This window comes from Stenotrophomonas sp. Steno-Z10-BAI (genome assembly GCF_056393115.1).
The window spans coordinates 434,277-458,426 of the sequence record NZ_JBWJOZ010000002.1; the positions used below are offsets into that span (position 1 = coordinate 434,277).

Sequence of the window (24,150 nt, forward strand, 5' to 3'; positions counted from 1 at the left end):
GACGCCGCTGTGTTTTGCAAGTTCTTGCATGTACCTGCCCGCAGGCCGCTGCCACTCTCGCCGCACTTCCGCTGACCTGGTCCCGCTTTGAGCGGGCAACACCCCGTGCCGATACGCATGAGCCCATCGCTTTCCCATCGCGCGCCGCATCGGCAGCGTCGGGGAGGCGCGCGTGTCAGCACACTGGCGGCGGCGCTGGCCGGCTGCTGGCATGGTCTGGCCATGGCCAGTGGCAATGGGGCACCGGTGGAGCTGGCATTCAATGCCGATTTCCTCATGGACGGCGCCAGCGATGCCGATCTGGAGCGCTTCCGCCACGGTAATCCGGTTGAAGCGGGCGAATACGATCTGGACGTCCACCTCAATGACAGCTTCCTGGGCCGTCACGGCATCACGTTCCATCCCGGCGCCGATCCTCTGCGTGCCGAGGCCTGCCTGCCGCGCACGCTGCTGGAAGACGGCGGCGTCAAAGCCGAGCACCTGCAGGAGGACGTGCGCGGTTGCGTGCCGCTGGTCGGCCGCGTTGAACACGCCCAGGCGCATTTCGATACCCACGCGCTGCGCTTGAACCTGAGCGTACCGCAGCAGGCGTTGGAGACCCAGGCGCGTGGCACGGTCAACCCGGGGCAGTGGGACCCTGGTGTCACCGTCGGCATGCTGGATTACGACTTCAACGCGCAGCGCAATGACAGCGGTGTGGCAGCGTACGCAGGCCTTTCCTTCGGCTTCAACCACGGGCCGTGGCGGCTGCGCCATCGGGGCACATGGCGGCGGCACGAGGGCGACAGCGGCTACCAGGCCGGGCATACGTATCTGCAGCGGGATGTGGTGCGCTGGCGCAGCCAGTTGCTGGTGGGGCAATCCATGACCACCGGCGAACTGTTCGACAGCATTGCCTTTACCGGGGCGCAGCTGTCCACCGATGAGCAGATGCTGCCCGATGCCCTGCGCGGTTATGCGCCCCTGATCCGCGGCATGGCGCGCTCGGCGGCTACCGTCACCGTGCGCCAGAGTGGTTATGTGATCCATGAGATCCGGGTGGCAGCCGGGCCGTTCCTGATCGATGACCTGTACCCCTCCAATTACGGCGGCGATCTTGACGTGGTGGTCACCGAGGCCGATGGCAGCGAGCAGCGCTTCTCGGTGAACTTCGCCGCGGTGCCGCAGGCACTGCGGCAAGGTGCCTGGCGCTACAGCCTGGCGGGGGGGCGTCGACGCACCTCCGGTGAGCACGATGGGCTGTCCGACCCGGTGTTCTTCCAGGGCACCTGGGGCAGGGGCATGAACAACTGGCTCACCCTGCTCGCCGGTACGCAGGCCACGCAGGGCTACCACGCCGCATTGGCTGGCGCGGCAATCAACACGTCCATTGGCGCGTTCGGCGCAGACCTGACGCACTCGCAGGTAACGCTCAACGGCCATGGCGTGCGCCGGGGCAACAGCGTGCGCGTCAACTACCAGCGGCACATGGCCAGTACCGGCACCAACATCGGCTTGGCCACCTATCGCTACAGCAGTGGCGACTTCGTCACCCTGGAAGAGGCGATGCAGTGGCGCGCCAAGCCGGGCGACGCGTCCGGCCAGGCCATCCTGCAGCGCGCCAAGCGCCGCATCCAGCTGGATTTCTCGCAGCAACTGGGCACGCGCTCGTCTGCCTTCGTGCGTGCCAGCCATGTCAGCTACTGGGGCGCAGCCCAGGCACAGACCGACTACCAGATCGGCCTGCAGAGCCGTTGGCGGCGTGTCAGCTGGAGCCTGAGTGCGATGCGCGTGCGCTCGAGCACCGGCCGCCGTGATGACCAGGTCCAGGCACAGTTCGAGGTGCCGCTGGGGGGCGCCGAGCGCCCGGCCTCGGTCAGCCTGTCACTGGCGCAGCAGCAGGGAGGCACCAGCCAGTATGTCAATGTCAGTGGCCGGGCCCCCGGCTCGCTGCCGGTTGACTACGGCGCGGGCCTGTCGCGCTCGCCCGATGGCAGCAACAGCGCCAATCTCAGCGCGCAGCTGCAGACACCGCTGGCGCGCGTCAGTGCCGGCTACATGTACAGCGAGCACGATCAGCGGATCACCGCCGGTGCATCCGGTGCGGTGGTATGGCATCCGGGCGGCCTCAATCTGGGGCCATCGCTGGGCAACACGTTCGGCATCGTCCGCGTGGACGGTGGCAAGGGGGCCCGCGTCGGCATCAACGGCGCCAGAGTGGGCCGCAACGGCTATGCCCTGTTGCCCGGCCTGAGCCCGTACCGCTGGAACGAGGTGACCATCGCCTCGGACGGCCTGTCACTGGACCTGACGCTGCTGCAGAACAGCCGCCGGGTGGCCCCCACGGCGGGAGCAGCGGTGGCGCTCTCGTTCGAAACGCAGCAGCGGCACGCCGCGTTCGCCTACGTGACCCACCCCGACGGCAGCGCGCTGACCCACTTCGGCAGCCAGGTATACGACAGCGAAGGCGCCGTGGTCGGCGTGGTGGGGCAGGGCGGCATTGTCCACCTCCATGCGCCGATCAACGGTTGGCTGACCGTGGGCACCGGCACCACGGTGCACTGTGCGATGCAGTTCAGCCAGGCGGAGGTGCGCAGGGAGCGCGGCCAGCGCTGGGCCGAATCGGTCTGCCAGGACAGCGCGACCACGGCCGGTGACGACCACCAGCCCCCTGCTGCACCAGCACCACCCGTAACACCCCTCATCGAGCAGGCCGCCTCCGCGGCTGATCTCACCTCTCCTCTTACTTCGATAGGTTCTCCATGACCACCACCTTCGCATGCGCGGCCCGGGCGGGTACCGCGCTCATCGCCCTGGCGCTCACCGCCTTTCCGGCGGCTGCACAGAGTCGCGCCACCGCCAACTTCGCATTGACTGGCCAGATCGAGGCCGGCACCTGCGCCATTGGCGCAGTCAACCGCACCATGCCCACCGCCTCGGCCAGCGACTTTCCCAATGTCGCGGCCACCGCCGGCGGTGCGACACCCAGCTTTGATACGTTCAATCTTGCGCTGACCGGCTGCAGCGGCGTGACCGGTGCCACGATCACCTTTGGTGCGGCCGCCGATGCAGCCGATGGCCAGGCCGACGCGTTCAAGAACAAGGCAGCGACCAACCCGGCGCCGTATACCGGCCTGCTGTTGAAGGAGACCAACTGCGCCACCGGCGCAACCGTCACGCCGGGCAAGACCTTGAACCGCACTTTCGCCACCGCCACCCACAACGTGCCGTTGTGCGCGCAGTACTACAAGCTCGCGGGCGGTCTGGTCACCAAGGGTTCGATCAGCACAGCGTTCACCCTCACCGTGACGTTCCTCTGAGCCATGGCAAGCCTGCATCCACCGCTGCTGCTGCTCGGCCTGGTGCTGCCCGGTATTGCCGTGGCCCAGGCGGGGTCCACGGCAGGCTTCGCCATGGGCGGGCAGATCGAGGCCGGCACCTGCGCGGTGGGCTCGGTGAGCAGGACAATGCCTGAGGTGACGGCCGATTTCTTCTCGCAGAACGCCGCCGGCAGTGCCGGTGTTCCCTCCAGCTACACCTCCTTCGTACTTGCTCTTACGCGCTGTGCCGGCGTGCTGGGTGCGGAGTTCGTGATGGGCACCCATGCCGATGCCGAGCCCACGCATACCAATGCATTTCGGAACAAAGCCGCGGATGCGGCGCCGTTCACGTCGATCTGGCTGAAGGCCGGCACCTGCACATCGTCCGCCACGATCACACCGGGGAAGGCGTTTTCGCGCGACTTCTCAACACCGGAGTACGACCTCGCGCTGTGCGCGCAGTACCACAAACACCGCGGCGGCCTGGTGACCCAGGGCGGCATCAGCACCGATTTCACCGTGACGATTACCTACCGATGAGGGTCATGATGCGCATAGTGTTCGTCCTGCCATTACTGGTGCTGGTGTGCGGGCTGCCTGCGCGTGCGCAGAGCACCGGCACATCCAACGTCGCGCTTACGGGCCGGATCCAGCCGGGCACCTGCACGGTGGCGGCGGTCAATGAACGCTTTCCAACCGTCATGGCGAACACGTTCAACAACAATCCCGCAAGCGAGAACAGCAATGCCGCCAGCTGGCTACCGTTCAATCTCACATTGACCGGTTGTGCAGGAGTGACCGGCGCAACGCTGGTGTTCGGGACAGCCGCAGATGCAGAGCCATCCCGCGCGTCGATGTTCCGGAACAAGGCTACGGCGGATGCCGCACCGTACGCGGCTATCTGGCTGCGGCCCACCACCGATTGTGCCACTGGCGGAACCATCGCGCCCGCCAGTACGCGCAACGAAACCATCAGTGGGTCGACCCACGAGGTGCCGCTGTGCGCGCTGTACGTCAAGCTTGCCGGCGGCGTGGTCACGCGGGGTGCGATCAGCACCCGCTTCACCGTCACGATCACCTACCAATGAGGGCGCGCATGACCCTCGCCAAGGCGCTGGTCACCGTGCTGCTCGCGGCGCCGCTGCCGGCGGCGGCACAGGAGATTTCGAGAGCGCGCATCGATCTCAACGGCACGCTCCTGGCCGGTACGTGCACCGCGACGGCCGTGTCGAAGAACATGCCCGCCGTGGGCGTGAATGCTTTCCCGCAGACCGCCGCCGGCAAGGGGGGGGCCGCGGCCAGCTATACCGATTTCACGATCAATCTGACGGCCTGCTCGTCCGTCACCGGCGCGACGTTCGTCTTCGGCACCGATGCGGACCGTCACGCCACCGAGCGCGACAGCTTCCGCAATAAAGGCGCTGGTGGATCGCCCTACATCGCCATCTGGTTGCGCGGCAGCTGCAGCGCGGGGCCGACCTATCAGCCTGCGCAAGCCGTCACGAAGACCTTCACCACAGCAACCTATTCGTTTCCGCTGTGCGCTCAGTACTACAAGTCCGCTGGTGGCCTGGTCACGCAGGGCCCGGCCAGCACCAGCTTCATCGTCACGATCACCTATCAATGAGACCGGGATGAACCTTCTCAACTGCCTTCCGCTACTGGCCCTGTGCGCCTGCCCGTTGGCTGCGGCGCAGAGCACCGTGCGCGTTGATCTCAATGGAAGCATCCAGGCGGGTACCTGCACAACGGCTGCGGTAACCAAGACAATGCCCGCCGTCAAGGCCAGTGCGTTCCCGCAGACCGCTGCCGGCAAAGCGGGGGTGGCGGCCAGCTACACCCCATTCGACGTCGCATTGACCGGGTGTTCCGGCGTGACCGGCGCGAACTTCGTGTTCGGCGCGGCTGCCGATGCCGAGCCCCAGCAGACCGACAGCTTCCGCAACAAGGCCACCAATGGTGCGCCCTTCACCGCCATCTGGGTGCGGGAGACGGCGGCGTGCAGCACCGGCGCCACCGTGCGCCCGGGAGCGACCCTGAGCAAGACCTTTGCCACGGCAACGTACACGCTTCCGATGTGCGCCCAGTACTACAAATTCGCCGGCGGCCTGGTCTCGATGGGGCCGCTGACCACCACCTTCACCGTCACGGTGACGTACCGATGAGCACGCATCTGCTTTCCTTGCTGGCGCTGGTTGGGATGCTCGCCTGCGGCGCCGATGCAGCGGCCCAGAACAGTGCCCGCGTCGATCTCAACGGCAGCATCGATGCCGGCACCTGCTCGGTGGCTGCCGTGAGCAAGTCCATCCCCGCGGTGGGTGCCAATGTCTTCCCCCAGGTGGCAGGCAACACCGGCTCGGCCCCGGCCAGCTACACGGATTTCGAGATCGCCTTGACCGGTTGCTCCGGCGTTACCGGAGCCACGTTCCAGGTGGGGGCGGTGGCCGATGCCAGCACCCAGGCCAATGTGTTCCGGAACAAGGCCACCAATGGCGCGCCGTTCACCGGCTACTGGATCAAGGAGGGCACCGGCCGTTGTACGGCGGGCGCCACCGTCGCCCCGGGCGCATCCATCACCAAGAACTTCACGACTGCCACGTACCAGCTCTATCTGTGCGCCCAGTACGTGAAGATCGCCGGCGGCCTGGTGACGATGGGCCCGCTGTCCACCAATTTCACCGTCACCATCACTTACCGCTGAGGCCTTCCATTATGCGATTTCCTGCCTGCATTGCGATCATGGCGTCCGGGCTCCTGCTGGCTCCCGTGCACGCACAGAACGTCAGCCTGACCGGGACCGTTCGCCCGGGTACCTGCACCCTCAACAATCCCACCCACACCATGCCCGCGGTCAGTGCCGACAAGTTTCCGGCCACGGCCGGCGGTGGGGTGGCGGACAGCTACACGCCGTTCTCGCTGGCGCTGACGGCCTGCAGCGGCGTCAAAGGTGCGCGCCTCACCTTCGGCGCCGCCGCCGATGCAGCACCTGCACCGAGTGCCACGATCTTCCGCAACAAACTGACCACCGGCGCTGCCCCCAATACCGGCATCTGGCTGCAGCAGGGCGCGTGCTCGGCCACCGGTACCACCGTGGCGCCGGGCAGCACGCTCACCCGCACCTTCACCGGTACCCATACCGAAGCGTTGTGCGCGCAGTACACCAAGGTCGGCACGGGTGAGGTCACTGCGGGTGACATCAGCAGTACCTTCACCGTGACTGTCGATTACCAATGAGTCGCACGCGCGCCAGTGCAGCACCGCAGCGCGGCAGGGCGATCGCGCTGTGCATGATCCTCCTGCCGTGGCCGCGGCCTGCGTTGGCCGATGGGGTGGTCGATCTGGCCGGCAGCGTGCGTCCCGGCACGTGTGAGGTACACACCGAGGACCAGGCCAAACGGGTGGACCTGCCCAGGGTGCAGTTGCACGTGATCGGGGCGGCTACCGGGGTGGTGGCCGCCACGGCACTGGACTGGGAGTTTCGCCTGGTCAATTGCCGCGGCGTGCGCCGGGTCGCGCTGGTGTTTGCCGGCCCCCCGCATGCCGCCGGTCAGCCGCAATACGCCAACCACGGTACTGCCACCGGCGTGAGTCTGCACCTGGTGGAGCAGGGCTCGGAGGCCGTGATGCCGGCCGCCGGTCACCACGCCAGCCTGGCGGTGGCCAGCGGCGCGGCGACATATCAGGGCCGCAGCTACTTCTATCGGCACAACGGCAGCCCCCTCCAGCACGGCAGCTTCAAAAGCGCCGCCACGGTCGTGGTGACCTACGACTGAAACCTACGCGCCGATCTGTCGCTTGAGCAGGCCGGACCACTGCATATCCCTCAAGCCCACTTCAAAGGAATTTCCCATGAAACGACCCATGACCGCCCTGCTGTTCGCCGCCCTGCTGCTGCCCGCGCTGGCCTCGGCCAACACCATCGATTTCGACGGCGAGCTGGTGGCCAGTACCTGCACCGTCACGGCGGCGGCGAAGGTGGACGTCAAGTTCGGCAAGCTGGATGTATCGGCGCTGTCGGCCGCCGGCAATGAGACCGGCCGCGCCTCGATGCCGATCACGCTCACCTGCCCGGGCGCAGCGCCCACCGGCACGGTGGCGGTGCGCTTTGAGAGCCCCACGCTTGGGGACAACGCCACCGGCAACCTGCGCCTGACTGCCGCCAGCACCGCCAAAAATGTGCAGATCGGTATCGACAACGCCGCCGGCACCCGCCAGATCATCAATGGCCTGCCGACCGCCGATTCGTTCGTGCCGATCACCACCGGTGCGGTGAAGCTGGACTACACCGCGGTCTACGTTGCCGTTGGCGGCGCGGCCGGTGCGGGCACCGCCAAATCCAATGCCACCTTCACGGTTGCCTATCCCTGATCCCACGCAGCCCGGGGCCGCAGCTGCGGCTCCGGCGAGGCGGGCGCCCGGCCAGGCCGGGCCTGACTGGAGTTTCCTCATGCATCGCTTTTCTTTCCGCCCGCTGTTGGCCGCTGCCTTGATGGCCGGCGCATCCATGGCCATCGTTCCCCACGCCCATGCCGGCGTGGTGATTGTCGGCACCCGCATCATCTTTGATGCCAACGATAAAGACCGCACCATCCAGCTCAACAACCAGGACGATGCACCGGCAATGATCCAGGCGTGGATCGATGCGGGCGACGCCGACGCCAAGGCCAGCGAGATCCGGGTGCCGTTCGTCCTGACCCCGCCGCTGGCGCGCATAGAGCCGCGGCAGGGCCAGTCGCTGCGGCTGCTGCACACCCCGCAGGCAATGCCGGAGCTGCCGACGGACCGTGAGTCGGTGTTCTATTTCAACGTGCTGGAGATTCCCCCGCGCCGCGAGGCCGCGCCGGATGAGAATCTGCTGCAGCTGGCCGTGCGCAGCCGGATCAAACTGTTCTATCGCCCCGTGGGCCTGGAGGGCAAGCCGCGCGAGGCGGCCGCCAACCTGCGGTGGAGCAGAGGGCGCGATGCCGATGGGGAGTACCTTGAGGTGCACAACCCCAGCCGCTATCACGTCTCGCTTGCGACGGCCTCGGTGGGCGGTGCCAGCGTGACTGAGCCGGGCATGATTGCGCCGGGCAGTTCGCTGCGCATGGCGCTGGACAAGGCGCCGGGCGCAGGGCAGCCCGTGCAGTTCGACTGGATCGACGATTTTGGTGGGCACCTGAGCGCGTCGGCGGCGCTGGCGCAGTGAGCAGGTGGGCCGCGGCAGGCCTGCGATGGCGCAGCTGGCTGGCCGCCAGTGTGCTGCTGGTGCTGAGCGTGCCAGCGTGGGCGGATTGCAATGCGAGCAACCCCGGGGTAAGAGCGCTCGCCGCGCCCACCAACGTGCCTTTACCGGCGATTGGCCAGACGGTATCGACCAGCAACGGCACCAGTTTTACGTTCTCAGGGTGCTCCAAGGGGATCCGTATTCACCTCACGATGTCGAGCGGGTCCACGGATGCGGCCACCCTGGCCCATTACAATACATACAGTGCCAATGTATTCGGCGTGCGGGTTCGGGTGAACGGCGTCCTCAGGCCTCTGGGCACCACAGACATCATGAGCGCACCCTCGTCAGGGACCTATTCGGTGGCATTCGAGGTCATCCGACGTAATGGCACCACGTTTACTCACGGCTCTGGAGCGCCCACCATCTGGGTGTGGATCTGCGAGGTCAATGCGTATTCGGGCTGCCCCAGCGTAGACAGCAGGACGTTCCGGACCGACTTTACCTTCGGCATGCTGCCGGGGTTCTGCCGCCTGGCCAATCATGCTCCGCCTTTGGCGGACGTGCGCGCGACGGACCTGGGGGCAGTGAACAGTACGGTCACTGCCAATGCGGGGTTCATCATGCCGCTGACCTGCACGGGGGCGGTCACCATGACCACCAATGTGCGCTTTACCCTGCGTGATGCCCACACCACGGGAAGCACGAGCAACCTGCTGGCGGCGATCCCGGGCAGCACCACCAGCAAAGGGCTGCAGCTTCAGCTGTTGCGGAAGAATGCCTCGGGCACCTACGTGGTGCAGAACATGGGATCGAGCTGGACGCAGGCCAAGACGGCCGCCAACGTAACCGCGCCGTTGGAGTTTGCCGTGCGCTACATCCGCACGGGCGCATTGACCCCGGGCACGATCGGCAGCGCGGTGACGTTGACGATGGACTATCCGTAGTGGGGGGCGTGATGTGACCTGACAGCGAGTGGACCTATCCGAGCCATGACGCCGCCGCAACGCACTCGCATCATCCTCACGATGATTCCACGCGCTGCTGCTTACCCGCCTCCTAAGCTGGAGCTCCCATCAAGACGCTTCCCCCACCCATGACCACAGCACTGCAGGATCTCGACGCACTTGAACCCATCGATATCGATGGACTCAAGGCACAGGGCGTGCCGCCGGTCGCCCAGTACCTGGTGGACCAGGAAAAGTTCGTGTTGCTCGGCGGCAAGCGCGGCATCTATCGCCTGGCCGGGACGGAGACCGTCTGCTACTTCACCAGCCTGGATCAGATCCGGCTGCATCTGCTGGGGCAATCCTTGACCCGATTGACCGTGGAGCTCGCCTAGGCGGCGCCTCAGATTCCGCCGTGGCGCGGCAACGGCGCAGGCACGTTCAAAACTGGCCGCCCGCGGCGACATAGGCCGCCAGCGCTTCGCCCTGGCTGAGCAGATGCCGGTTCATCCTCTGCTCGGCGGCTTCGGCATCGCGGTTGCGGATGCATTCCATCAGTGCGCGATGCTCGGCCAGTGACTGGGCCATGCGGCCCGGGGTCAGCAGTTGCCGGCCGCGGTGCATCTTGAGGATGCGATGCAGATCGTGCGTCACCCGGATCAACCACGGGTTGCCCGCGTGGTTCTGCAGGCTTTCATGGATCAGGTAATTGTTGCGGTAGTACTCGGCAAGATCGCCCGCGGCGGCGGCGACCTCCATCGCGTCATGCAGGGCCTGCAGCTGCGCCACGCCGTCCGCATCGATACGCTTGACCGCTTCATGCACGCAACGGCCTTCCAGCATCGCCATCACCGGAAACAGCTGGTTGAGGTCTTCCAGGGTGAGCCGGGTGACGCGGCTGCCGCGGCCGGCATCGAGCTGGACCAGCCCTTCGGCGGCCAGCAGTTTCAGGCTCTCGCGCAACGGGGTACGGCTGATGCCCAGTTCCTCGGCGAGCATCGGCTCATCGATCCATTCACCCGGCGGCAGTTCGTAGTCGTAGATCTTCTGGCGCAGCTGCTCGGCCACCTCTTCATAGAGCGGCACGCGTTTCTTCGACAGGCGGGGACCAGGGGCCAGGGGCATAGCAGGGCTTCATGGGCAGGTGTGCAGCATTCTAACGGGTCAGGGCGGGCCTGCCGGAGCAGGCCCGCCATGGGGTCACATCCAGCCCGGTACCACGAACAGCAGCCACGCCAGCAGCGGGCCGAACGCCACCACCAGCCCGCTGTAGACCAGGAAGCGGCGGAACAGCGCTTCGCGCTCTTCCTTCGCGGCCGAGGCCACGACCAGCGCACCGTTGGTGGAGAACGGGCTCACGTCCACTACGGTGGAGGAGATCGCCAAGGCGCAGATCACCCCCGCAGCGCTCAGATGCCCCTGCATCAGGAACGGCACGGCCAGGGGAATCGTGGCGCCCAGCACCGCCGCCGAGGACGCGAACGCCGACACGATGCCGCCGACATAGCAGACCAGCAGCGCACCCAGCAGGGGGATGCCGATCGCCCCCACGCCATGCCCGATGTAATCCACCGCGCCGGCCTGCTGCAGCACGGCCACGTAGGTGACCACGCCGCTGATCAGCAGCACGGTCGACCAGCTGATGCCATCCACCGCGCCCTTCTGTGAGTTCGGCGAGAGCAGGGCCAGCACCACCGCGACGGTGATCGAGACCAGGCCAACGTTGAGGTTGTAGACCAGTGCGGCGATGCCCAGGCCCAGCAGGCCGATCAGGGTGAACACGCGCTCACGGTTGATGCGCACGTCATCCAGCGCGTCCGGATCATTGGAGAGCGTGCCACCACCGGCCGAGACCAGGGCGCCGTGCCCTTCGATCGCAAACTGGCGCGAGGAGGCCTGGCTGCCGGCGATCAACGGCTCGGTCGCGGTCGGTGCGCGACGCATCAGGGCCAGCCCGCCAAAGGCGAAGAAGCAGATGATGCCCATCAGCAGGTTGAAGCCCAGGCTGGTCAGGAACACGGCCATTTCCGTGACTTCCAGGCCGGCCTTCTGCACCACTTGGTTGGTGATGCCGCCATACACGCTGATCGGCGAGAAGCCACCGGCCTGCGCGCCATGGATCACCAGCAGGCCCATCATCAGCGGGTTGATCTTGTACTGCTTGGCAAAGCGCAGCGCGACCGGACCGATGATCGCCACCGCGGCCGGGCCGAGCGCGCCGAAGGCGGTCAGCACCGCGGTGACCACGAACATCACCCACGGGATGGCCACGATGTGCCCGCGCACGGCCTTGACTGCCCAATGCACGAGCAGATCGATGGTGCCGTTCTTCTGTGCGATGGCGAACAGGTAGGTGATGCCGACCAGGGTCAGGAACAGGTCGCCCGGGAAGCCGGCCAACACCTCCTTGCCCTCCATCCCGACGAACAGGCCGCCGATGATGAAGGCCAGCGCGAAGGCCACCGCACCCATGTTGATGGGCAGCGCGGTGGCCACGATGAACATGATCACCAAGCCGATGATCGTTGCGATTTGCGGACTCATGCGCCCTCCCGAGACACTTGATACGCGTGCAGCATGATGGCGACCCGCCATCCGGGGTTACGTGGTGCTGCGGTTACCGGCAGACCTTCATGCGCGTGCGCATGCACCGTCCACCCACTCCAGAACGCCCTCCAGCGTCTGGAAATCCTCCACGGAACGCGCCTCGAGCTGCGGATGCAGCTCGCGTGCACGACGGCTCAACGCCGCGCCCGGGCCCAGTTCCAGAAATACGCGCCCACCGCGCTCGACCGCCTGCTGCAGCACGGTCTGCCACTGCACGGACTGGGCGATCTGCGCCGACAAGGTGCTCACGACACGCCCAACATCGCTGACCAGGCGGCCGTCGATGCCGGCCAGCAGGCGCAGATGGGGGGCGTGCAGTGGCAGTGCGCGCAACGGCTTCTCAAAGCCCTGCGCCGCTGCGGCCAGCAACGGGGTATGCGCGGGCACATCCACTGGCAGCGGGACGGTGCGGGCACCGTGGGCAGCCACGTCGGCGGCGACGGCCTCCAGCCCAGGCCGCAGGCCGCCAACGACCACGTGGTCGGGCCCATTGACGATGGCCAGGAACACCCCGTGCGTCGCGCACAGATGTGCGATGTGAGCCTCGTCCAGCCCGATCACCGCCAGCAACCCGGCATCGACCGGCGCTGCAGCGTCCATCAACCGGGCGCGCTCGCGCGACAGCGCCAGACAGGCGGCCGTGTCGAAGCTGCCCGCCACCGCGTGCGCGGCCAGCTCGCCGGCGCTGTAGCCGGCGACGGCGGTGATGGCCGGCAGCTGCGTCTGCAACGCCGCCCAATGTGCCAGCGCCGCGGCGCAGACCAGCGGCTGGGCCACTGCGTTGTGGAAGCGCGACGCATCGGCCGCCATCTGTGCGACGGGTGCGCCGAGCAGCGTGCTGGCCAGATCGAGCACCGGCTGCGCCTGCGCATTCGCGCGCACCCGCTTGAACATATCCGGATGCTGGCCGCCTTGACCGGGGCAGAGCAGGACCAGGCTCATGCGCGCTCCTGCAGGTGCAGGAACCACGCGCAGGCCAGCAGATCGGCGCTGCCGCCCGGGCTGAGTCGACGCGCTTCGAACGCGTCGCACACCGCCCCGAGCCGTGCCCGCCAGCCGGACTCGAGCGCGCCGCCCTCGGCAAGGAAGCGACGTGCCTGCTGCTGTGCAAAAGCCAGCCCGCGTTCGCCGCCGCGATGCAGGAGGTTGAGATCGGTAGTGACCGCGACGAGCGACATCAGTGTCTGCACCATCGCGGTCTGCCGGTCACCGGTGGCGCGCAGGGTGGCCTGCAGGGTGGGCAGGGCCACCTCGCGCAGCAGCGGGAATCCCTGCGCCGCCTGTTCGCGCACGCCGGGCACGCCATGCCGCTGGCGGGCGCGCTGGCCAGGGCTGGTGCTGTTCAACGGTGCGGCGAGCAGCGCGGACGCCCAGTGCCCGCGCACCGCATGACAGACCGCAGTGCCTTGGGGCGCAGCATGTTCGACATGACGCAGACGTGCGGACGCGGCGACCAGCAGGCCGAGACTGAAGATCGCGCCGCGATGGGTGTTGATGCCACCCGTCGCCCGCAGCATTGAGGCTTCCGCCTCGATGCCGAGCATGCGCAGATCATCGAACGGCACGTTGTGCGCACCGGCGGCGGCGACCGCCACGAAATAGCCACGCAGCGCGAACAGGCTGCGCAGGAAGGTGGCCGCGTCCATGTCATCGTGGCTGCCGCGGCTCCACGGTGTGACCAACCCGGGTTTGGGGGCGCAGGCCAGTTCGGCATGCAGGCTGGTGATCGCCATCCGGGCCAGCCGATGCGCAGCCGCCGTGGGGGAGGGCGGTGGCAACGGGGCGGGGCGCGGCACGGCGTTCATGCGGCCACCGGCTGCGTGAGCAGGGCATCGCGTGTGGACAACCAGCAGGCGTCATCCGATTTGACGAGGAGGCGGGCGGCACCGCCGGCGTACTCGCGCCAGCTTACGCATTGCCCGCCGGGGAAACGCAGCTCGCCATCGATGCGCAGGCCGTGCTCGCGTTCCCAGCGGCGCATGCGTTCGGTGAGCGCCGCGGCGTGCGTGTGCTCGGTGATCTGCCACAGCAGGTCCAGATCGGAGCCGGCGTGCAGATACGGCAGGCCGGTCAGGCTTTGCCAGGCGAAGCTGCCGAACACGCGGGGCGGTGGGGTGGGCTCGGGCAGGTCGGCCAGCAAGGGAGGCAGCGCATCGCGCCAGGGGGCGGCCAGTGCTTCGGCGACCTCGGGCAGCAACGGCGGCGGCGCGGTGCGCTGCACGTGGGTGCGTTCGATCCGCAGCGACAGCCGCTGGCGCTGCTCGGCCAAGGGCAACGGCACACCCAGCCGCAGCTGATCGCCATCAGTGACCGGATCGCGTCGCGCCACGACGAAGGGCAGGCGTGCTTCGGCCCACGCCCGCAGGCGCGCATCCGCGCCCGGGGTCAGCACCTGCCACGGTGCCTGCGGAGCAAGCCAGACCAGGTCGTGGCGGCGCATGGTTCAGGCCTCCCCTGCGGCCACGGCAGCGGCGACATCGCGTGCCAACCGGCGGCCACCGCGCTCGGCGCCCCGTTCGCGGCGTTGATCGCCGATGACCTGCGCCTGCAGCGCATCCACCAGCGCCTGCGCGAGGTCGCCCTCCCAGATGGCCTCCACGGCGCCCATGCTGACGTAGTTCTCCACCCCCGGCGCGAACACCGGCGAGCTTTGGCTCAGTGCCTGCAGTTTTTCCAGCGGTTGTTTGGTGACGCGGGCCATCGCGCGCAGATCCATCACCCGCACCTGCGCTTCGGGCAGGGCGAAGATGCGATCAGCCATCAGCCCGAACGAGAGGAAGCCGCCGCTCACGGACTCGCCATACACCAGGCTGACCAGTGGCGCGCCGCGGCGGCGGGCCAGATCCAACGTGCGCGCCAGGTGCGCGAAGTAACTGTTGATGCCGAGCATTTCATCGCGGCGCGCCAGGCGCTGACCGGCGGTGTCCACCAGCATCACGATCGGCCGCTGCGGATATGCGCGGGTGCTGGCCAGCACGGTGGCGGCCAGCGCCAGTGCGTGATCGACGCCCACCTCCAGCTTGTTGGCGGTGCCGATCACAGTGACCTCGCCGGCGGCGGTGGTGGCGGTGCCGCCCAGCACATCGTCCTTGCGGGTGACCGCGTGGCCGAGCGGGAACAGGGCATCGAGCAGGGAAGTCAGTTCCATGGCAGGCTCCGGTCCTTGACGGCGTCAAGGAAGTCAGCGGTCTCCAGCAGCGGCAGCTGCTCGGCATCGGCAATGCCCTGCATCGGCATCGGCAATGCCCTGCAGGCGCCAGACCTCCAGGCCATCGCGGCAGCCGCCATAGGCGTTGATCCGCGCACCCAGCTGGGCCTGCGCCTGTTCCAGCGCGCCCAGCGGATCCTGCGGCTCGGCATGTGCGGTCATCAGCGCCGTGGCGGCATCGGCAAAAGCCTCGATGCGATCCGGCACGAGCTGCACGGCATCGCCGATCAGATAGCGGTGTTTGCCGCCGGTCACGCGCCACACCAGGGCACGGTCGCGCGAGTCGAACTCTTCCACACCGCGCACGGTCTCGATCACTTCCGGGCCGGACAGCGAGAGACGGCCTTCTTCGGACATCACCACCGCCGTGCAGCAGCGGGCGACGATACCCATGCCACCGAACGCACCGTTGCCGCTGCCGATCAGCGCGAACACCGGAATCCCGGCGGCGCGCGTGGCCAGCACCGCACGCATGATTTCGGAAATGGCGATCAGGCCGGCGTTGGCCTCATGCAGGCGCACGCCACCACTGTCGAGCAGCAGCAGCACCGCCTCTGGACGCACCGCAACGGCACGCTCCAGCAGGCCGGTGAGCTTGGCGCCGTGCACTTCGCCCACGCCGCCGCCCATGAATTGGCCCTGCTGCGCGGCGATCAGCACGCTGCGACCGTCCAAACTGCCCGTGCCGACCACGATGCCGTCATCGAACGCGCCCGGCTGATCCAGCTGGGCCAGGTGCGGGCTGATGATGCGGCGGGCCGGGCCGACGAACTCGCTGAAGCTGCCGGCATCGAGCAGGCCGTGGATACGCTCGCGGGCATCGGCCTCGTAAAAGCTGTGACTGCTCACGCGGCGTCTCCTTCCTGCAGAGTTTCCAGCGCCTGCTGCAACCGCAGGCTGACCACCGCCGGGGTCGCACCGGCATCGTTGATCGACAACCGCACATTGCGCAGCGGGTGGCGGGCGGCAAAATCGGCCAGCACGGCCTGCCAGATGGTGTCGAAGCCGGTGGCCGAGGTGATCACCTCGATCTCCATTGCGCCGTCCAGTGGGGTGGGTTCGATCAGCACTTCCAGATTGCCCGAGGCGACCACGCCGACCAGCGCGTGGTGATCGCGCTCGGTGAGATCGTGCTGCCCGGGGAAGCGATAACGCAGGGTTTCCATGGCGTGCCCCTTACCAGTTGCGGAAGCGTTTGGGCGGGTTGTACAACCCACCGGACCAACGCACGAGATCCTTGACCGAGCGCGCGGCGAGCAGATCGCGGCTGGCATCGCGGGTGCGGATGCCGAGGTCTTCGGGGCGGCGGATGATGCCGCGGTCGCGCAGGTTCTCGACCATCGCGCGGTCACGGCCCAGGCCGACCGCGGTGTAGCCGGCCACGCCGCGGATCGCCTGTTCGCGTTCCTCAGGGCTGCGACACAGCAGCAGATTGGCGATGCCTTCTTCGGTCAGCACGTGGGTGACGTCATCGCCGTAGATCATCACCGGCGGCAGCGGCATCTTGGCGCGCTCGGCCAGGTCCCATGCATCCAGACGCTCCACGAAGGCCGGCGCCATGTGCTCGCGGAAGGTTTCCACCATCTGCACGACCAGCTTGCGCCCGCGCGGCATCTGCCCGGGCAGGGCCGCTTCCTGGCCCGCCTTCAGCCAGGCCGGGCTGGCATGGCGGCGGCCGCGGGCATCCGAGCCCATGTTGGGCGCGCCGCCGAAGCCGGCGATGCGATCACGGGTGGCGGTGGAACTATTGCCCTGCAGATCGATCTGCAGGGTGGAGCCGATGAACATGTCGCAGGCGTACAGCCCGGCGGTCTGCGAGAACGCGCGGTTGGAGCGCATGCTGCCGTCGCTGCCGGTGAAGAAGACATCCGAGCGCGCCTCGATGTAGCGCTCCATGCCCAGCTCCGAGCCGAACGAGTGCACCGACTGCACGAAGCCGGATTCGATCGCCGGGATCAGCGCGGGGTGCGGATTGAGCGCCCAGTGCGTGCCGATCTTGCCCTTCAGGCCCAGCGATTCGGCATAGGTCGGCAGCAGCAGCTCGATCGCGGCGGTATCGAAGCCGATGCCGTGGTTGAGGCGCTGCACACCGTACTCGGCGTAGATGCCCTTGATGGCCATCATCGCCATCAGCACCTGGATCTCGGAGATCTGTGCCGGGTCGCGGGTGAACAGCGGCTCGATGTAGTTCGGGCGAGGCGCCTCGGTGACGAAGTTGACCCAATCGGCCGGGATATCGACGCGGGGGAGGGTGTCGACGATTTCGTTGACCTGCGCGATCACGATGCCGCCACGGAACGCGGTGGCCTCGACAATCACGGGGGTGTCTTCGGTGTTGGGGCCGGTGTAGAGATTGCCGTGGCGGTCGGCGGCCTGGGCGGCGATCAGCGCGACCTGCGGGGTCAGATCGATGAAGTAGCGGCCGAACAGTTCGAGATAGGTGTGGATCGCCCCGATCTCGATCCGGCCTTCGGCAACCAGATTGGCGAGCCGGCCGCTCTGCGGGCCGGAGAACGAGAAGTCCAGGCGCTGGGCAATGCCGCGCTCGAAGACATCCAGGTGCGAGGGCAGGGACAGCACGGACTGGACCATGTGCAGGCCGTGGACCTGCGCCGGATCGAGCTGGGCCAGGCACTCGGCCAGGAAATCGGCCTGCTTCTGGTTGTTGCCCTCCAGGCAGACCCGGTCGCCGGGTTCCAGCACGGTGTGCAGGAGCTGTGGGACCTCCGCATACGGCACCAGGCGCCCAAGGCCGGCATCGGTGGCCCGCTGCAGCCGTGCCTGGCGGCGATCCGCAAGCGTGTTCCAGTCTCGAGCCATCTGCTGCCTCTACATAATTACGCTGTAATTACGAAACTACCATCCAAGATTGGCGGGGGCAAGGGGGCTGGAATGAGATTGCTGGAACGGCGTATTCATGTTTGCAGCGTTGAATGCCTGCCTCGTTCAAAATGCGTGTTGACCGAGCGCCCGCGCGGACCCTGCCCAGGGCGCTTGGACGAGTTGGAGCCGGTGGGCTACAAAAGACAATAGCCCCGAATGGTTCGGAGTACAGATGCCATGGCAATGAACAAGAAAACGCGCTTGGAGACATTTGATGTGGCCGAGCACCTGCGAACACCCGACGAGATGGCGGCGTATCTCGATGCTTGCATCATCGAAAGTGACGGCGATGCGGCGTTCATCGCCAAGGCGCTTGGGGAGATCGCGCGCGCAAGGCATGAGTAAAGTGGCGCGTGATGCGGGTCTGTCGCGTGACCCTGACGATCAGCTAGGCGCCTTGCCCGCACGCGGCCGCCGCGGCTTCGCCCCCCGCGGCACCACCTTCGGGGTTGCCACGAGCACGCCCCACTGATGCAGGTGTTCCATGCCCGACAGCGCGTCCAGGTACGCCATGAAATGCGTCAGGTAGCCGGGCGAGGTCTCTTTCATCAGCGTCAGCGCGCGATGAACGAGTACACCGGAGTTCAACGGCCCACCATTGGTGGGCATCTGGGCCAGTGATTCCTTGAGCTGGCTGGCATTGCGAAGCCTGGCCCACGTCGCACGGACCTCGCCCAGCACCGGCAATTCCGGATACGCAGCACTGTGCTGCCCGGTCAATTCCGTGACCAGCGCCTGCAGGCCGATGCGCCCGGCTGACGGGCCCGGCGCGGTCACTACCGATGCCGACGCATTGGCAACCCGCTCAGCGTAACCTGCGACCAACGCGTCCAGCTTCCGTTGCAACAGCGCCCGCACCTCACCGTCATGCATCTGTGCGCGGGCATGCAGTGCCTCGATCACCGCAAAGCGCGTGCGGTCCAGCCCGTCGAGCTTGTCCGCCCGCCAACGTTGGAGAATCTCAGCGGTTGCGACTGGGTTACGGGGCATCCGCGGCCTTGCTCGCCTTGGGTTTCGGGATCGGGGCGATCTCCACGCGGCGGTTCTTCGCGCGGCCCTCCTCGTCGGCGTTGGAGCTCACCGGCTGCTCGGAACCGAATGCTGCCGCGAAGACCGCATCTGAGGGCACGCCCTCGGCGATGAGGGTACGGGTCACGGTCAATGCGCGCTCGGCAGAGAGTTCCCAGTTGTCGGCGAAACGCCAGTTGCCGTCGCGCACCTGCTGGTCGTCGGTGAAGCCACTGACCATCAGGATCTCCTCGCGCGAGGCCAGGTAGCCTTTCAACGGCCCGGCAAGACTCTTGAGGACGTCGGCACCTTCCGGTTGCAGCTGATCGGAGTTCAACGCGAACAGCACGTTGCCGCGGATCCCGATGCGGCCATCCACCAGGGTCACGCGTCCGGCCGCGAGCGGGCCGGCGAGGGCCTGCTCCAGCGTCTGCCGACGCTGCACTTCGGCCTGGCGCTGCTTGACCTCTTCATCCAGCCGGTGGGTCAGCTCCAGCTGCAGTGCGACCACCCCGACCAGGATCAGCACGAACGCACCGAGCAGCACCGACATCAGGTCGCCGAAGGCGGCCCAGATCGGGGCGCCTCCGTCGGCCTCGACTTCGATCTCGTCGCTCATGCCGAGGCGGCTCCGGCCTTGCTGCTGCGGCGGCCGGCCAGCTGCTGCAGCTCATCGATGATCTGCTTCTGCGAGAGCACGCTGAGGTCGATGACTTCGCGCGCCTGGGCCACGTAATAGGCCAGCTGCTCGTCACTGCGGGCCAGCGAACCATCCAGCGAGGCGGCGATCTGGGCCAGACGCTCGTTGAGACCGTCGCTGGCCGTCCCGAAGGACTGCACGGCGCTGCCGAGCGCATCGGCCAGGCTCGCGACTTCCACCGCACTGCCGGTGACCTGCACGGCCACGCTGCCCAGTTTGCCGGTCTCGGCTTCGATGTGGTCGGTAAAGCGGGTGCCGACGCGGTCCAGCAGCTCGGCGGAGGTCGAGACCAGTGCATCGACGGCGACGCGCTGTTCGTTGGCGGCGTGGTTGACCGCATCCAGCAGGGTCTCCACGGTGGCCAGCAGGCGGCTGCGTTCTTCCAGCGTGGCGGTGTCGCGGACCAGGCTGTCGGAAAGTTTGCTGCGCAGTTCGGCCACGACATCGGCCGCGGCCTTGGGCGCTTCCGAAGCGGCCTGCACCAGCCGCGAGATTTCGCTGATCGTCTCGCTGGCGTGCGCCTGGGCCTGCTGGGTGATGTCGTTGGCGGTGCGGGCGAGGGTGTCGCAGATCTCCTGCTGACGGCTGGCCACGCTGGCGCCGGTCTGCTCCCAGCGTTCGCCGAGGCTGGCGCTCATGCCGGTGAAGGCATCGGTCCACACGCTCAGGCGCTGTTGATCGCGCGCTTCCAGTGCGTCCTGCAGCTGGGTATGTGAGTGCTGCATCGCCTCGCCGAGCGAGACCGCCTGCGCCTGCAGCGTCGCGGCGGCGGCATCCAGCGCGTGCTGATGGCGCTCGCTCAGTGCGGTCGCAGCGGCATCCTGGCGCGCGAGGGCGTGCTGCCATGCCTCGGCGATCTGCGCGGTGGTGGCCTCCATGCGGCTGCCGACCGCGTCGATCAGGCCGGTGGCCCGGGCGTCATGTGTGTCGGTGAAGCTGGACAGTGCGCTGCGCAGATCGGCAGTCAGCGCGGCATGGGTCTGCTGCTGCGCAGCCTGAGCCTCCTGCCAGCGCTGCGCGGTCGCGTTGAGCTCGGTCGAGACGGCTTCAAGCAACGCGCTGGAGCGCTCGCCATGCTGCTCGGCGAACTGGGCCAGTGCACTGCGCAGCTCGGTCGCCATGGCTTCATTGGTCTGCTGCTGTTCGGACTGTGCCGCCTGCCAACCGTCAGCGGTGCTGACCAGCTTCGCGGAGACCGCATCGAGCAGGCCAAGTGCGCGTTGATCATGCTGCGCGGTGAACCCGTCCAGCGCGGCGCGCAGGTCGGTGGTCAGGGCGGTATTGGTTTGCTGCTGGCTGTCCAGCGCGGCTTGCCAGGACGCGGCGGTGGCGGCACGGCTGGCATCGAAACCCTGAGTCAAACCGGCCAACTGGCGCTGCACCGCATCGGTCACCGTTTCGTGCATGGTGGCGTTGGCACGCGCGATGCCGGCGAGCGTGGTGTCCATCACCGGCTGCAAGGCCGCACCGACCGCACGTGCGCTCTCGGCGACGCTGGCCTTGAGCGATTGTTCGATGGCCGCAGTCAGGCGGGCATATTCCTCGTCCGCCTTGGCATGGAAACGCTGCTGGTTAGCCAGCAGGCGGTCACCCGAGGCGCTGCTTTGCTGCTCGATCGCGGTGGTCATGGCCTGCAGCCGATCCACCAGCGCCGGCATCAGTTCGGCCTGTTGCTGCAGCAAACGGAAGGCTTCATTGCGCTGCCAGGATTGCGAATGCGTGTGCAGGGTAGTGGCGATCTCCACGTCCAGCCGCTGCACCGCTTCCAGACGTTCACGCCGGCACAGGGCCGAGAGCAGGCCCAGCATCGCGGAGGTGGCGACACCGGCGATCGAGGTGCCGAAGGCGACCGCAAGGCCCTCCACCGGCGCACCCAGCGAGCCGCGGATGGCCTGCAGGTCGGTCGCGCTTTCCAGCGCCAGTCCGGTGCCGCGCAGCGTCGCCATCATGCCGAGCAGGGTGCCGAGCATGCCCAGCAGCACCAGCAGCCCGACCAGGTACGGGGTCAGGACCGGGCCGGGCAGGGCAACGCGCTCGCCTTCCACGCGCAGGCGCACCGCGTTGCGCAGGCTGGGATGCAGCTGGCCCAGCCAGGTGGCGAGCCCGGCGCTGGCGGTGCCCGCACTGGTGCTGGCTGCCGTGAGCGAGGCGGTCGCCTGCCGGTAGCGATACAGCTCGAGGCCACCGGCGAGGTAGCAGATAGCGATCAGCAGGGCGACCGCGAAACCGACCGGATTGGTGCTGGCATAGCCCGCGCCGATCCAGCACACCGCAACAAGGCCAAGCAGGAAAACAACGTAGTGAAGACTGGTTCTGAACATGACGTCCCGGTTAGTGGGTGCGAAGCGCTGCAAGCAGGCCTTCGATCGGTTGAAAACGGATATCCAGCTCGGCCAGCAGCAGGCTCTGCATGTCGCGGCGGAACACCTCGAGCCAGGCATCATCGGTGCCGTTATCGCGCAGGCGTTCGAAATGCACCCTCAGCAGCACCGGCACCTTGGCCAGCAGGCTGTACTCCCGCGCACTCAGGGTCTGCTCCATCAGCGCATCCACCTCGGCCAGGCGCGCCATCTCGGGCGAGCTGCGGGTCAGCATGTCGCGCAGGCGCCCCCGCAGACGGCTGGTGGCGCTGAGCATGGCGCGCTGCAGGCTGAGATAGCGCTCGCCGTACACGGTGTATTCGATGGGGGCGTCGGCACCGTCGGCGTCAACCACCCGGCGAGGCGGTTTGGTGGGCTCAGGTTCCTGAACAATACTCGCCTCCAGCGCCGCGCGGATCCGCTGGCATTCCGCGTCCTCGTCTGCATCGAAGTCCGGCCCCTCGACCGCGGCCGGCAGCCGGCCATCGAGCGCCTTGGACAACGTCACCGCCCGCTTCCAGTCCACCCACTCGCTGAGCCGGTCTGACAGGGCAGGGCCCGTCGAAGACAGGTTGCTCTCAGCGAGGCGGGCCAGCAGCCGGATGAAGGCCGGGCCCGGGACAGGCGTCCGTTGCGCGGTTTTGGCCATTGTTCCGGTTAAAACGATGAATTTTACACCGTAATGACCGGTGGCCGCCCGGCCCCGGGGTTCAGCCTCGGCGGGCCCTCACTTCGCCAGCAGGGGCCAATAGCCGTCCAGTTGCCGGCGCTGGCGGGCGGTGAGCTCACGGCCCAGTGCGGTCCTGAGCCGGTCCGCTTCAGCGGGCCGGCCGGCCAGGATCGATTCGCGCGCCAGTTCCAGGCGGGCGCGTTGGCGCACGCTGAGATTACCGAAGGGGTCGAACCAGGAATCCAGACGGCGCACATCCTTCACCCCGGTCCAGGTGAATCGTGCCTCGCCGGCGGCCGCCGCAATCTGTTTGTAACGCCCGATCGCCTCGGCGCGACTGATGCGGCCCTACAGCAGGTCCAGCCGCGTCGCCAGCAACTGCAGCTCAGCGGTAGCGCTGCTGCCGGAGAGGGCGTCCACCGTTTCGCGCAGGAAGGCATCGTCGCGGTTGCCGGTCTGTGCCTGTCTGCCGAGCAGGTTGAAGCTGGCGACCGCGAAGCGGTACGCCGGCAGTTCCTGCCGCTGGATATCCGCATCGCTCGGGGCACCCAGGCTCGACGGCTGCACCACCACGATGCCGGGCTCATCGGCCAGCACAGCATCGATGTCGCGCTTGTGGAACTCACCGACCACCACGACCACGGTGCCGCCTGGATGCGCCCGCGCGGCCGCCGCGATGCGCTTGGCCTGCAAAAAGGTGCGATACAGGAACAGGCGACGCGGCAGGTCCTGCGCGGTACGTGTCGCTGGGGTGAGGCTCCATTGCGTGGAGCGCGCCACGTTCTGCGGATCGTCGGCGTGGAAAAGGGTCCGGTGCAATTGCGCCGGTTCGGGAAAGGTGAGGAACTGTTGGAAGCCCCGGATCGGCCGGATCTCAGGGATCGCCTCCAGGTCCATGCCGAAGCCCAGTTGCGCGTCTTCCGTCGAGGGATGCCAGTCGAAGGGGCACACGTCGATGTTGCGCTCCCGGGCGAACGGCACCACCACGTCCTGCACTTCGTAGGTGAACTCATAGAAATCGTTACGCGCAAATGCCTCCGGCGATCGCTCTATGCAGATCGCATCGGGTGCAGCGCGATCCAGGAACGCCGCCAGCACCGCCGGCCGATCCTCGCGCGCCACCAGTTGTGCGGCATGATCCACGCCCAGCACGATCACCTGGGTTGCCGCTTCAGGCGGAGCGCCCCTTGCCGGCAGCGATAGCATTGCCAACACCACACCCACGACCAACATCCTGTTCATTACGGCTCCTGTGCACACGT

Annotated in this window: 27 protein-coding genes and 2 pseudogenes; 14 read left to right on the top strand and 15 right to left on the bottom strand. The window is 67.4% G+C overall.

Going from position 1 to position 24,150, the window contains the following annotated elements:
• Positions 1–117: 117 nt before the first annotated feature.
• The 13 genes from AC06E9_RS06815 (at position 118) to AC06E9_RS06875 (ending at position 9,847) form a co-directional block, all read left to right on the top strand.
• A complete protein-coding gene (locus tag AC06E9_RS06815; protein ID WP_478055765.1) occupies positions 118–2,745 on the top strand; it encodes a fimbria/pilus outer membrane usher protein in 2,628 nt (875 codons plus the stop codon).
• Entirely contained in the window at positions 2,742–3,299 is a 558-nt protein-coding gene (locus tag AC06E9_RS06820) for a fimbrial protein (protein ID WP_478055766.1), read from the top strand. Before AC06E9_RS06815 ends, AC06E9_RS06820 begins: the two co-directional genes overlap by 4 nt.
• 3 nt (positions 3,300–3,302) lie before the next feature.
• Positions 3,303–3,839: a hypothetical protein gene (locus AC06E9_RS06825; RefSeq protein ID WP_478055767.1), complete on the top strand. Its 537-nt coding sequence runs from the start codon at positions 3,303–3,305 to the stop codon at positions 3,837–3,839.
• An 8-nt stretch (positions 3,840–3,847) separates the two neighbouring features.
• Complete coding sequence (locus AC06E9_RS06830; protein WP_478055768.1) at positions 3,848–4,387, top strand: fimbrial protein; 540 nt, start codon at positions 3,848–3,850, stop codon at positions 4,385–4,387.
• Positions 4,388–4,395: 8 nt separating this feature from the next.
• Positions 4,396–4,926: a fimbrial protein gene (locus AC06E9_RS06835; protein WP_183073632.1), complete on the top strand. Its 531-nt coding sequence runs from the start codon at positions 4,396–4,398 to the stop codon at positions 4,924–4,926.
• A 7-nt stretch (positions 4,927–4,933) separates the two neighbouring features.
• A complete protein-coding gene (locus AC06E9_RS06840; protein WP_461769883.1) occupies positions 4,934–5,464 on the top strand; it encodes a hypothetical protein in 531 nt (176 codons plus the stop codon).
• Entirely contained in the window at positions 5,461–6,000 is a 540-nt protein-coding gene (locus tag AC06E9_RS06845) for a fimbrial protein (RefSeq protein ID WP_478055769.1), read from the top strand. Before AC06E9_RS06840 ends, AC06E9_RS06845 begins: the two co-directional genes overlap by 4 nt.
• A gap of 38 nt (positions 6,001–6,038) precedes the next feature.
• Positions 6,039–6,533: a fimbrial protein gene (locus tag AC06E9_RS06850; RefSeq protein ID WP_282261114.1), complete on the top strand. Its 495-nt coding sequence runs from the start codon at positions 6,039–6,041 to the stop codon at positions 6,531–6,533.
• Positions 6,530–7,072 carry a fimbrial protein gene (locus AC06E9_RS06855; protein WP_282261112.1) on the top strand — a complete coding sequence of 181 codons (543 nt, stop codon included), beginning with the start codon at positions 6,530–6,532 and terminating at the stop codon, positions 7,070–7,072. The genes AC06E9_RS06850 and AC06E9_RS06855 overlap by 4 nt, the downstream gene beginning before the upstream one ends.
• Positions 7,073–7,148: 76 nt before the next feature.
• Entirely contained in the window at positions 7,149–7,667 is a 519-nt protein-coding gene (locus AC06E9_RS06860) for a fimbrial protein (protein ID WP_152154291.1), read from the top strand.
• A gap of 79 nt (positions 7,668–7,746) precedes the next feature.
• Positions 7,747–8,487 (top strand): fimbrial biogenesis chaperone, encoded by a 741-nt coding sequence (locus AC06E9_RS06865; RefSeq protein WP_478055770.1) that lies wholly within the window; start codon positions 7,747–7,749, stop codon positions 8,485–8,487.
• 50 nt (positions 8,488–8,537) lie between these two features.
• Entirely contained in the window at positions 8,538–9,452 is a 915-nt protein-coding gene (locus tag AC06E9_RS06870) for a fimbrial protein (RefSeq protein WP_478055771.1), read from the top strand.
• Between the two features lie 149 nt (positions 9,453–9,601).
• Complete coding sequence (locus tag AC06E9_RS06875) at positions 9,602–9,847, top strand: hypothetical protein (RefSeq protein WP_121036908.1); 246 nt, start codon at positions 9,602–9,604, stop codon at positions 9,845–9,847.
• A gap of 8 nt (positions 9,848–9,855) precedes the next feature.
• Here AC06E9_RS06875 and AC06E9_RS06880 read toward each other — a convergent pair.
• The 9 genes and pseudogenes from AC06E9_RS06880 to mdcA form a co-directional block, all read right to left on the bottom strand.
• A pseudogene (locus AC06E9_RS06880) lies at positions 9,856–10,577 on the bottom strand (GntR family transcriptional regulator).
• Positions 10,578–10,652: 75 nt separating this feature from the next.
• Positions 10,653–11,996, bottom strand: a complete 1,344-nt coding sequence (locus AC06E9_RS06885; protein WP_123729373.1) for an SLC13 family permease — start codon at positions 11,994–11,996, stop codon at positions 10,653–10,655.
• Between the two features lie 87 nt (positions 11,997–12,083).
• Complete coding sequence (gene mdcH / locus AC06E9_RS06890; protein ID WP_152154297.1) at positions 12,084–13,001, bottom strand: malonate decarboxylase subunit epsilon; 918 nt, start codon at positions 12,999–13,001, stop codon at positions 12,084–12,086.
• Positions 12,998–13,864 carry a triphosphoribosyl-dephospho-CoA synthase MdcB gene (mdcB, locus tag AC06E9_RS06895; RefSeq protein WP_478055772.1) on the bottom strand — a complete coding sequence of 289 codons (867 nt, stop codon included), beginning with the start codon at positions 13,862–13,864 and terminating at the stop codon, positions 12,998–13,000. The genes mdcH and mdcB overlap by 4 nt, the downstream gene beginning before the upstream one ends.
• Positions 13,861–14,499, bottom strand: coding sequence for a malonate decarboxylase holo-[acyl-carrier-protein] synthase (gene mdcG / locus AC06E9_RS06900; protein ID WP_152154301.1), 639 nt, complete (start codon positions 14,497–14,499; stop codon positions 13,861–13,863). Before mdcG ends, mdcB begins: the two co-directional genes overlap by 4 nt.
• Positions 14,500–14,502: 3 nt before the next feature.
• Entirely contained in the window at positions 14,503–15,207 is a 705-nt protein-coding gene (mdcE, locus tag AC06E9_RS06905) for a biotin-independent malonate decarboxylase subunit gamma (protein WP_121036903.1), read from the bottom strand.
• A pseudogene (locus AC06E9_RS06910) lies at positions 15,198–16,116 on the bottom strand (biotin-independent malonate decarboxylase subunit beta). The gene mdcE and the pseudogene AC06E9_RS06910 overlap by 10 nt, the downstream one beginning before the upstream one ends.
• Positions 16,113–16,433 carry a malonate decarboxylase acyl carrier protein gene (gene mdcC / locus AC06E9_RS06915; RefSeq protein WP_121036901.1) on the bottom strand — a complete coding sequence of 107 codons (321 nt, stop codon included), beginning with the start codon at positions 16,431–16,433 and terminating at the stop codon, positions 16,113–16,115. The pseudogene AC06E9_RS06910 and the gene mdcC overlap by 4 nt, the downstream one beginning before the upstream one ends.
• A 10-nt stretch (positions 16,434–16,443) precedes the next feature.
• Complete coding sequence (gene mdcA, locus AC06E9_RS06920) at positions 16,444–18,087, bottom strand: malonate decarboxylase subunit alpha (RefSeq protein ID WP_282260058.1); 1,644 nt, start codon at positions 18,085–18,087, stop codon at positions 16,444–16,446.
• Positions 18,088–18,327: 240 nt separating this feature from the next.
• Here mdcA and AC06E9_RS06925 point away from each other — a divergent pair, with 240 nt between their 5' ends.
• Positions 18,328–18,495 (top strand): helix-turn-helix domain-containing transcriptional regulator, encoded by a 168-nt coding sequence (locus AC06E9_RS06925; RefSeq protein WP_226956713.1) that lies wholly within the window; start codon positions 18,328–18,330, stop codon positions 18,493–18,495.
• A 39-nt stretch (positions 18,496–18,534) separates the two neighbouring features.
• On the opposite strand, the gene AC06E9_RS06930 is transcribed toward AC06E9_RS06925, so the two are convergent.
• The 6 genes from AC06E9_RS06930 to AC06E9_RS06955 form a co-directional block, all read right to left on the bottom strand.
• Positions 18,535–19,140 (bottom strand): DUF2894 domain-containing protein, encoded by a 606-nt coding sequence (locus AC06E9_RS06930; RefSeq protein WP_478055773.1) that lies wholly within the window; start codon positions 19,138–19,140, stop codon positions 18,535–18,537.
• A complete protein-coding gene (locus tag AC06E9_RS06935; protein WP_478049594.1) occupies positions 19,130–19,777 on the bottom strand; it encodes an OmpA family protein in 648 nt (215 codons plus the stop codon). Before AC06E9_RS06935 ends, AC06E9_RS06930 begins: the two co-directional genes overlap by 11 nt.
• Positions 19,774–22,179, bottom strand: a complete 2,406-nt coding sequence (locus AC06E9_RS06940; protein ID WP_478055774.1) for a DUF802 domain-containing protein — start codon at positions 22,177–22,179, stop codon at positions 19,774–19,776. The genes AC06E9_RS06935 and AC06E9_RS06940 overlap by 4 nt, the downstream gene beginning before the upstream one ends.
• A gap of 10 nt (positions 22,180–22,189) precedes the next feature.
• Complete coding sequence (locus AC06E9_RS06945) at positions 22,190–22,867, bottom strand: DUF3348 domain-containing protein (RefSeq protein WP_478055775.1); 678 nt, start codon at positions 22,865–22,867, stop codon at positions 22,190–22,192.
• A gap of 78 nt (positions 22,868–22,945) precedes the next feature.
• A complete protein-coding gene (locus AC06E9_RS06950) occupies positions 22,946–23,152 on the bottom strand; it encodes a hypothetical protein (RefSeq protein WP_478055776.1) in 207 nt (68 codons plus the stop codon).
• An 84-nt stretch (positions 23,153–23,236) separates the two neighbouring features.
• The gene (locus AC06E9_RS06955) at positions 23,237–24,130 is read right to left on the bottom strand and encodes a hypothetical protein (RefSeq protein ID WP_478055777.1); all 894 of its coding nucleotides are present in this window, start codon (positions 24,128–24,130) and stop codon (positions 23,237–23,239) included.
• Between the last annotated feature and the right edge of the window lie 20 nt (positions 24,131–24,150).

Excerpts from the sequence above, each read along its gene's own strand:
- AC06E9_RS06885 (WP_123729373.1), bottom strand. The coding sequence starts at position 11,996 with ATGAGTCCGCAAATCGCAACGATCATCGGCTTGGTGATCATGTTCATC.
- AC06E9_RS06845 (WP_478055769.1), top strand. The coding sequence starts at position 5,461 with ATGAGCACGCATCTGCTTTCCTTGCTGGCGCTGGTTGGGATGCTCGCC.
- mdcB (WP_478055772.1), bottom strand. The coding sequence starts at position 13,864 with ATGAACGCCGTGCCGCGCCCCGCCCCGTTGCCACCGCCCTCCCCCACG.
- AC06E9_RS06935 (WP_478049594.1), bottom strand. The coding sequence starts at position 19,777 with ATGAGCGACGAGATCGAAGTCGAGGCCGACGGAGGCGCCCCGATCTGG.
- AC06E9_RS06865 (WP_478055770.1), top strand. The coding sequence starts at position 7,747 with ATGCATCGCTTTTCTTTCCGCCCGCTGTTGGCCGCTGCCTTGATGGCC.
- AC06E9_RS06925 (WP_226956713.1), top strand. The coding sequence starts at position 18,328 with ATGGCAATGAACAAGAAAACGCGCTTGGAGACATTTGATGTGGCCGAG.
- AC06E9_RS06875 (WP_121036908.1), top strand. The coding sequence starts at position 9,602 with ATGACCACAGCACTGCAGGATCTCGACGCACTTGAACCCATCGATATC.
- mdcG (WP_152154301.1), bottom strand. The coding sequence starts at position 14,499 with ATGCGCCGCCACGACCTGGTCTGGCTTGCTCCGCAGGCACCGTGGCAG.
- AC06E9_RS06830 (WP_478055768.1), top strand. The coding sequence starts at position 3,848 with ATGCGCATAGTGTTCGTCCTGCCATTACTGGTGCTGGTGTGCGGGCTG.
- AC06E9_RS06835 (WP_183073632.1), top strand. The coding sequence starts at position 4,396 with ATGACCCTCGCCAAGGCGCTGGTCACCGTGCTGCTCGCGGCGCCGCTG.
- AC06E9_RS06955 (WP_478055777.1), bottom strand. The coding sequence starts at position 24,130 with ATGAACAGGATGTTGGTCGTGGGTGTGGTGTTGGCAATGCTATCGCTG.
- mdcA (WP_282260058.1), bottom strand. The coding sequence starts at position 18,087 with ATGGCTCGAGACTGGAACACGCTTGCGGATCGCCGCCAGGCACGGCTG.
- mdcC (WP_121036901.1), bottom strand. The coding sequence starts at position 16,433 with ATGGAAACCCTGCGTTATCGCTTCCCCGGGCAGCACGATCTCACCGAG.
- AC06E9_RS06945 (WP_478055775.1), bottom strand. The coding sequence starts at position 22,867 with ATGGCCAAAACCGCGCAACGGACGCCTGTCCCGGGCCCGGCCTTCATC.
- AC06E9_RS06940 (WP_478055774.1), bottom strand. The coding sequence starts at position 22,179 with ATGTTCAGAACCAGTCTTCACTACGTTGTTTTCCTGCTTGGCCTTGTT.
- AC06E9_RS06815 (WP_478055765.1), top strand. The coding sequence starts at position 118 with ATGAGCCCATCGCTTTCCCATCGCGCGCCGCATCGGCAGCGTCGGGGA.
- AC06E9_RS06850 (WP_282261114.1), top strand. The coding sequence starts at position 6,039 with ATGGCGTCCGGGCTCCTGCTGGCTCCCGTGCACGCACAGAACGTCAGC.
- AC06E9_RS06930 (WP_478055773.1), bottom strand. The coding sequence starts at position 19,140 with ATGCCCCGTAACCCAGTCGCAACCGCTGAGATTCTCCAACGTTGGCGG.
- AC06E9_RS06840 (WP_461769883.1), top strand. The coding sequence starts at position 4,934 with ATGAACCTTCTCAACTGCCTTCCGCTACTGGCCCTGTGCGCCTGCCCG.
- AC06E9_RS06825 (WP_478055767.1), top strand. The coding sequence starts at position 3,303 with ATGGCAAGCCTGCATCCACCGCTGCTGCTGCTCGGCCTGGTGCTGCCC.
- AC06E9_RS06860 (WP_152154291.1), top strand. The coding sequence starts at position 7,149 with ATGAAACGACCCATGACCGCCCTGCTGTTCGCCGCCCTGCTGCTGCCC.
- mdcE (WP_121036903.1), bottom strand. The coding sequence starts at position 15,207 with ATGGAACTGACTTCCCTGCTCGATGCCCTGTTCCCGCTCGGCCACGCG.
- AC06E9_RS06855 (WP_282261112.1), top strand. The coding sequence starts at position 6,530 with ATGAGTCGCACGCGCGCCAGTGCAGCACCGCAGCGCGGCAGGGCGATC.
- mdcH (WP_152154297.1), bottom strand. The coding sequence starts at position 13,001 with ATGAGCCTGGTCCTGCTCTGCCCCGGTCAAGGCGGCCAGCATCCGGAT.
- AC06E9_RS06820 (WP_478055766.1), top strand. The coding sequence starts at position 2,742 with ATGACCACCACCTTCGCATGCGCGGCCCGGGCGGGTACCGCGCTCATC.